This window comes from Bacillus sp. JJ1566 (assembly GCF_036962685.1).
In the GTDB taxonomy this organism is placed as follows: domain Bacteria; phylum Bacillota; class Bacilli; order Bacillales; family Bacillaceae_L; genus Ferdinandcohnia.
Genome location: NZ_JBALOP010000021.1, coordinates 1 through 7,422 on the forward strand (window position 1 = coordinate 1; position 7,422 = coordinate 7,422).

Consider the following 7,422-nt stretch of genomic DNA (forward strand, 5'->3'; position numbering starts at 1 on the left):
AAAGATTGAATACTTCCTTTTATCTTAATCTATTTAAAATTCTATTAAAACTATGTCGAAATTGCAAGATAATTTTTATTATTTTCATTACTTTTTCTTCTATCATTTGATTTAATTGGGTTTTTTAAAGAAATATCCCTATTATATATTTGTAGAAAACAAGTTATTTTGTTTTTTCAATATAATACTTTACTGCGAAAAAGCGTTGAATCACTAAATTTTTTGATAAAAAAAAGATCCATCACGCTTTGTGATAGATCTGCTAACGGTTTGATTTTGGATTTAGTGCATCCTTCAACCCTTCACCTATAAAATTAATAGATAAAATTGTTAATGTAATAGCTGTTGCAGGTGGTACCCACATCCAGGTTATATTACGAAGGACATCTGCGTCCCTTGCTTCTGCTAGCATATTTCCCCAGCTTGGTGTATTTGCAGGCACCCCAAAGCCTAGAAAACTTAGTCCAGATTCAGCAACAATCATTACCGCCAAAATTAATGTTGCTTGTACAATGATTGTAGAAGAAACATTTGGCAATAGATGCTTAATAATAATTTTTGATGGCCTTGTCCCAATCGATTTCGCAGCTAAAATATACTCATTTTCTTTTTCTGCTAAGACTTTACTTCGAACGATACGGGCAACTCCACCCCAACCAAGGATACTCATTACTATAATTATAGGCCATGCTCCAGATACTTTTCCTGTAAGAAGACTGTTTAAAACAATTACAAAAATCATAAAAGGGAATACTAAAACGAAATCTGTAAAACGCATTAACAATTGGTCTATTTTCCCACCGTTATAAGCCGCTATAGAACCAACAATAGTCCCCATTAGGGTTATAAGTATCGTACAAGTAAATCCGATTAACAAGGATGTTCTTCCTCCATGAAGCATTCTCGCAAACATGTCACGTCCATTTGTATCTGTGCCAAGCCAATTATCTGCGGACGGCTCTTTACTCATGTTCATGTAATCAATACGAACAATATCTTGTTTATTTAACATAGGTCCGAAGATAGCAGTCAAAATGATTAATATAAGAAAAACTAAACTAATCATTGCTAGCTTGTTTTTCATGAATTTCCTTCTGGCTATTGCCCAAGGAGAAAGGCTTTTTATCTCTTTTTTTGGTGAATTTACATTTGTATTAGTAACTACTTCCATTTATTCTCCTCCTTAATCCAATCGAATCCGCGGATCCACAATTCCATAAAGTAAATCTGCGATAAGATTTCCGAAAAGTGTTAAAAATGAAAGTAACATTGTGATCGTCATCATTACAGCATAATCTCTTGTATTAACGGAATCTAAGAAAAGTTGTCCGATTCCCGGGTATGTGAAAATAGTTTCAGTTATAACCGCTCCACCTATTAAAGTTGCAATATCGAATCCTAAAAATGTTACTAACGGAATAATAGAATTTCGTAAAATATGCTTATTATAAATCGTTGATTCTTTCGTACCTTTAGCTCTTGCAGTTCTTACAAAGTCTTTACGACTATTTTCGATAATATCATTACGTAAAAATTGAGTATATGACGCCGTACCCATTAAACCTAAAACGAGTGCAGGTAATAAAACATGATGAAATTTACTTACATAATATTCAAACGTTCCTTCATCAAGTCCAACTTCAATTGATCCACTGAATGGGAACCAATTAAGCTGAAACGCAAAGAAATAAATTGCCACAATCCCCGCAACAAACGATGGAACAGCTAATCCAATATAGTTATAGCTCGCAATCAGATTATCTCCAAGTTTATACGGTTTTCGTCCTGCATACATTCCCATAAAGAATGAAAAAATGTACGTGAAAAATAATGATACAATTGCTAAAAATAACGTATTTGGAATTTTTTGAGCAATTAGCTTTGAAACATCCATTTTATGTGTTGTAGATTTACCAAAATCCCCTTGAACAAAATCAGTCACCCATCTCCAATACTGTACAGGTATTGGGTCATTGTATCCCAATTTTTCCCGCATTTCTTCAATGTATTTCGGATCTGTATTGGATGGATCAATTTCTCCCCCAAATGGGTCACCCGGCATTATTTTTGCCAAGGAAAATACCACAATTGAGGCAAGGAGTAATAATGGAATCATGCCAAGTATTCTTCGAATTGAGTATTGGAGCATGTTATGTTCTCCTTATCCTAAAAAATTCATTTCAAAAAGGAAATTCAAAAAGTCACAAATCGTGACTTTTTGAACTCTATTGACCTATAATCAGTCAGTTACATACCATTTATGAACATCTGTTTGGAATCCAACAGCATTTACATGTACACCTTGAAGGCGTTCGTTAATTCCATATAGGTTCATGTTTTCCCATAACGGTAGTGCTGGTAATTCTTCATTGAACAGTTTTTGCCATTCAGTATAAACTTGTCCACGGTATTCTTTATCAAATGATTTTTCGCTTAAGCCTTCTTCAAGAAGTCTTTGGTTATCTTCATTTACCCAACGACCATAGTTCCACTCAGCATCATTAGCCCATAGACCAGATGGATCTGGGTCAGAACCCGTTCCCCAAGAACCGAAGAATGCTTCTAATTCTTTATCGTCGTTATCTTTCATTTCGTTGTAAAGGTTGAACTCAATTAGACTTCCAGTTGCTAATTCAGTTTTTACACCGATGTCATTCCAGCTTTGAATGATTGCTTGTGAACGACCTTCGAAAGTTGCATTACCTGCATAATGGCCAAATTTGATAGAGAATGGCTTACCTTCTGGATCTTCTACAAATCCATCACCATCAACATCTTTATAACCAGCAGTAGCTAATAATTCTTTTGCTTTTTCTTGACTGTATTCATATTGGTTAAGATCAGCATCATCAGCAGCCATCCAGAATGCAGACGGAATAACAGTGTTGAATACTTTACCTTTTCCTGCTAAGAAACCATTAATCATTGCTTGACGATCAATAGCAGTTAATAAAGCCTGACGTAATTCTTTAGACTCAAACTTATCAAAATCTGCAATGTTAGTACGTGTTTCTTGATCACGGTGACCAAATCGTAAACCGATATAAGAGTAAACAGTACCAGTAGCTTCTTCTAGACGAACATGGTCCATCTTGTCAATTTCTTTTACAGTTGCTGGAGCAATTTCCATAATGTCAACTTCACCATTTTGGAGTGCACCGTTTGCTAATGATGGATCAATAACTTTGATAACTACTCCATCAAGAAGTGGCTTACCTTGCCAATAATCTTCAAAACGTTCTAACTCTACATATTCACCAGGAACAACTTTTTTCACTTTGAATGGTCCAAGACCTACTGGATTTGTACGAACTTGTTCAGATTCACCAAGCTCTGCAACTGGAACACCTTCGTAGTGTTTCTTAGGCATTGGATCTGACCAAAGGTTTTCTAAGTTGTTGATTTTTACTTCTTTAAAAGTAACTGCAACAGTATATGTATCAATTACTTCTACACCTTCGATATGGTCTGCTTTACCATCTTTTTTCTCAACAGCACCTTTGATTCCTTCAACATAGTTGAAACGAGAACCATCATAATCTGGGTCTGCAATAGTTTCAAGAGCAAATGCATAGTCTTCAGCTGTTAGTTCTTCACCATTATGCCATTTAACGCCTTCTTCAAATTTAAAAGTATACGTTAATTTGTCATCACTAATTTCCCATGAAGCAAGATTTGGTTCATATTCCAAATCGTCATTTACTGTGTAAATGCTATCACCTGTGAAACCTAGGATTTGTGCATCAATTACACTTCTGTAATAAGCAGATTCAAAAACACCTTCTGGAGCTTGAGTTACAGCTAGTGTGATTTTACCGCCTTCTTTTGGTTCAGATGTTTCTGATCCAGTGTTTTCTTTTTCTTTTTCAGCTGTTTTTTCATTACCACCGCAAGCTGCTAGGAATAATGACATTACTAGCATAAGCGCGATAGTCCATAATGCTGACTTTTTCATGTAGGTTTTCCCCCTTAAAATTTGATATATGTTTGTAAAAATTTGCTGCCAATTATTTGTGTAAATGACAAGCCACCTTATGACCTGGCTTCACCTCCTTTAATTGTGGTTTGATTTTCGAACATTCCTCCATTGCCATTGGACATCTTGGATGGAATGGACAACCACTTGGCGGATTCGCCGGGCTTGGCACATCACCTTGAAGAACAATTCTTTCCTTTTTCTTTCTTGGATCAGGCTCAGGAATAGCAGAAATCAATGCTTGTGTATAAGGATGAAGTGGTTCAGCGTACAAGTCATCCTTTTCTGCAATTTCAACAATGCCACCAAGATACATAACCCCAATCCTATCGCTCATGTGTTTTACAACACTCAGGTCATGTGCAATGAAAAGGAAAGTTAATCCGAACTCATCTTGTAATTCTTTTAATAAGTTTAATACTTGCGATTGAACCGAAACATCAAGTGCTGAAACTGGCTCATCTGCGATAATCAGTTTTGGTCTAAGTGCTAATGCACGCGCAATCCCGATTCTTTGACGTTGCCCTCCGGAGAACTCATGAGCGTACTTATAAAAAGCATCCTCGGGAAGTCCAACCTTTTTTAACAAGTCCATTACTTCATCTTTTAGTTCTTTTAATGACTTCCCAGTGTAGTTGATGATTGGTTCTGCTACGATATCACCAACCATTTGCATTGGATTTAATGAAGCATATGGATCCTGGAAAACCATTTGGAAATCTTTTCTGATTTCTCTCAAGTGTCTTCCTTTTAGTTTCGTGATATCTTGACCATCCAAAAGAATCTGACCGTCTGTTGGTTCAAGTAAGCGAAGAATGGTTCTCCCTGTTGTAGATTTTCCACACCCTGATTCACCAACAAGGCCTAATGTTTCACCTTCTTTAATATCAAATGAAACACCATCAACCGCTTTTACATGGCCAATTGTTTTCCTCATAAATCCACCCTTAATAGGATAGTAGGTTTTAAGGTCTTTAACTTCTAATATAAGATTATCTTTTTTTACTAGTGTTGAATTAGCCACTTTTATTTCACCTCTTCTACAGGTCGGCTACTCTTATATAAAAGGCAGGATACATCATGTCCAGCCTCAACTTCTCCTAATACTGGAGTAAGAGTCTTACACTCTGGCATTGCTGATGGGCAACGGTCAGCAAATCGGCAACCAACTTTAGGCATATTTTTTAATGACGGTACAATTCCTTCAATCGACCCTAATGTGTCAACTTCCTCATGAAGCTTTGGAATAGATTCCATCAGGAGTTTTGTATATGGATGCTTTGGATTGTAGAAAAGCGTATCAACATCTGTTTTTTCTACAATTTTACCCGCATACATGACGATTACTTCATCACACATCTCGGCAACAACACCAAGGTCATGTGTAATTAGAATGACTGACATATCATTCTTCTCTTGAATGGTCTTAAGGAGATCAAGTATTTGTGCTTGAACTGTTACATCAAGAGCCGTTGTAGGTTCGTCAGCTATTAATAGCTTTGGTTGACAAGCAATAGCCATTGCTATCATCACACGCTGTCTCATACCACCTGAAAGTTGGTGAGGATATTCATCCACAATACTGTCAGGTCGAGAAATCCCTACTTGAGTTAATAGTTCAATACTAATTTCTCTCGCTCTTTGCTTTGAGATTTTTTGATGGTTTAATAGAACCTCATCTAATTGAAAACCAATTGTAAAAACAGGATTAAGAGCAGTCATGGGTTCCTGGAATATCATCGAAACATCTTTTCCACGAATTTTATTCATTTCAGATTCTGATAGATTTTCAATATTATTTCCTTGAAATATAACTTCTCCGTCTGTAATTTCTCCAATCCCTACCGGTAATAGTTTCATAACGGACATGGACATTACACTTTTTCCGCAGCCGGATTCACCAACAATTCCGACAATTTGGCGCGGATTAACCTTAAAGGAAACATCATCCACTGCATGATAGATTTCTCCATCTATGTTAAACCCTGTTTTCAATCCCTTTACCTCTAGCAAAGGTGCCCCATTATTTGGCTGTTGCATACAAACACCCCAAATTCTTCTAGAATATCCACAATTAATATGTAAATAAAATTTTATTACTATAATATTATAATTGCAAGACAATTTTTTATATTTAAAGTTAAAAAGGTTAAAAAGGTTGATAAATAAAGGTTTACGGTAAATTTTCTATTAACTCTAATTATTTCAATATATTATAAAAATATATTATATTAGAATTTTCTCATAAGTTGTATATACAACTTACGAAAATTATCAATTGTAAATATGAAAGTTTAGATTTACAATGTTCTTGAATCTAAGAAAGGAAGTGTTAGATTGATTATTAAACCTCGTACTGTCCCGGACGAATTGGTACTTTTAAAATCTGTCCGAGCGCGTAGCAAAGTTTCTGAGAAAACGGAGAATAAAATCGTCTCACTTGAAAAAGGTTTTATTGGAGAAAAAATGTTTGATCAACGCATGACCAATCTCTCCCTCGATTGCCTCACTATCAATGACCTGCTTCTAGAAACAAACAATACCCATTATCAAATTGATTCCCTACTGATTACTCAACCCAAAATTCATATTTTTGAAGTAAAAAATTATGAAGGTGATTATTTGCTCGATGGCGATAGTTTACGGCTCCTTTCTGGTAAGGAAATAAAAAACCCGCTTAACCAACTATCCCGGAGTGTCTCTCTCTTTCGGCAATTTCTCCAACAACAACGAATGAACTTTACTGTAGAGGGTCATCTCGTATTCATCAATCCCGAATTTTATCTCTATAATGCTTCTCCTGAACTACCGATAATTTTTCCAACCCAACTTGAGCGCTTTATTAAACAATTAAATACTCAGTCTTCAAATTTGATTGGAAAACATCATACGCTGGCAAATAAGCTTTTGGCGTCGCATATTAAATACTCACCGTATACATTGTTGCCAGAGTATAGTTTTGATGGGTTGGAGAAAGGGGTAATGTGTGCCAGGTGTGAATGCATAGATATGTCTGATACAGGGCGAACAACGACTATAATTTGTAAAAATTGTGGTTTTGTAGAGGATAAAGAAGTTGCAATTTTGCGCAGTATAGAGGAGTTTATCTTACTTTTTCCTGATATGAAGGTTACATCGGGGACTATTTTTGAATGGTGCAAGATTATTAGATCAAAGGCATTGATTCTACGAATTCTTCAAAAATACTATCAACCTTGTTCATCTAAAAAAGGGACATACTATATAAAAAAGGGTTTTTAATAAATATAAGATAAGAGTTATTCCTTTTTTCGGAAAAAGGAACTCTTATCTTATTTTTTGTGGAGATATAAATATATATTTGGAAGTTATCTTATGAATTCATACTGCTTTATACAGAAGCCATTGCTTTTCCAGCATTTATGATATAGCTTTTTCCTTTTTTATCCATAAGTACTTGCTTATCC

Annotated in this window: 6 protein-coding genes; 1 reads left to right on the forward strand and 5 read right to left on the reverse strand. The window is 35.4% G+C overall.

What is annotated here, in order from left to right:
* Positions 1-262: 262 nt before the first annotated feature.
* From opp4C to V7112_RS10065, 5 genes are all read right to left on the reverse strand, one after another.
* Positions 263-1,171, reverse strand: coding sequence for an oligopeptide ABC transporter permease (gene opp4C / locus V7112_RS10045; RefSeq protein WP_335418548.1), 909 nt, complete (start codon positions 1,169-1,171; stop codon positions 263-265).
* Positions 1,172-1,183: 12 nt separating this feature from the next.
* Positions 1,184-2,149, reverse strand: a complete 966-nt coding sequence (gene opp4B / locus V7112_RS10050) for an oligopeptide ABC transporter permease (protein WP_335418551.1) — start codon at positions 2,147-2,149, stop codon at positions 1,184-1,186.
* A gap of 90 nt (positions 2,150-2,239) precedes the next feature.
* A complete protein-coding gene (gene opp4A / locus V7112_RS10055) occupies positions 2,240-3,955 on the reverse strand; it encodes an oligopeptide ABC transporter substrate-binding protein (protein WP_335418553.1) in 1,716 nt (571 codons plus the stop codon).
* Positions 3,956-4,007: 52 nt separating this feature from the next.
* Positions 4,008-5,000 (reverse strand): ABC transporter ATP-binding protein, encoded by a 993-nt coding sequence (locus tag V7112_RS10060; protein ID WP_335418556.1) that lies wholly within the window; start codon positions 4,998-5,000, stop codon positions 4,008-4,010.
* A gap of 2 nt (positions 5,001-5,002) precedes the next feature.
* Positions 5,003-6,016, reverse strand: coding sequence for an ABC transporter ATP-binding protein (locus V7112_RS10065; RefSeq protein WP_335418558.1), 1,014 nt, complete (start codon positions 6,014-6,016; stop codon positions 5,003-5,005).
* A 297-nt stretch (positions 6,017-6,313) separates the two neighbouring features.
* Here V7112_RS10065 and V7112_RS10070 point away from each other — a divergent pair, with 297 nt between their 5' ends.
* A complete protein-coding gene (locus V7112_RS10070) occupies positions 6,314-7,237 on the forward strand; it encodes a nuclease-related domain-containing protein (RefSeq protein WP_335418561.1) in 924 nt (307 codons plus the stop codon).
* The last annotated feature ends 185 nt before the right edge of the window (positions 7,238-7,422 follow it).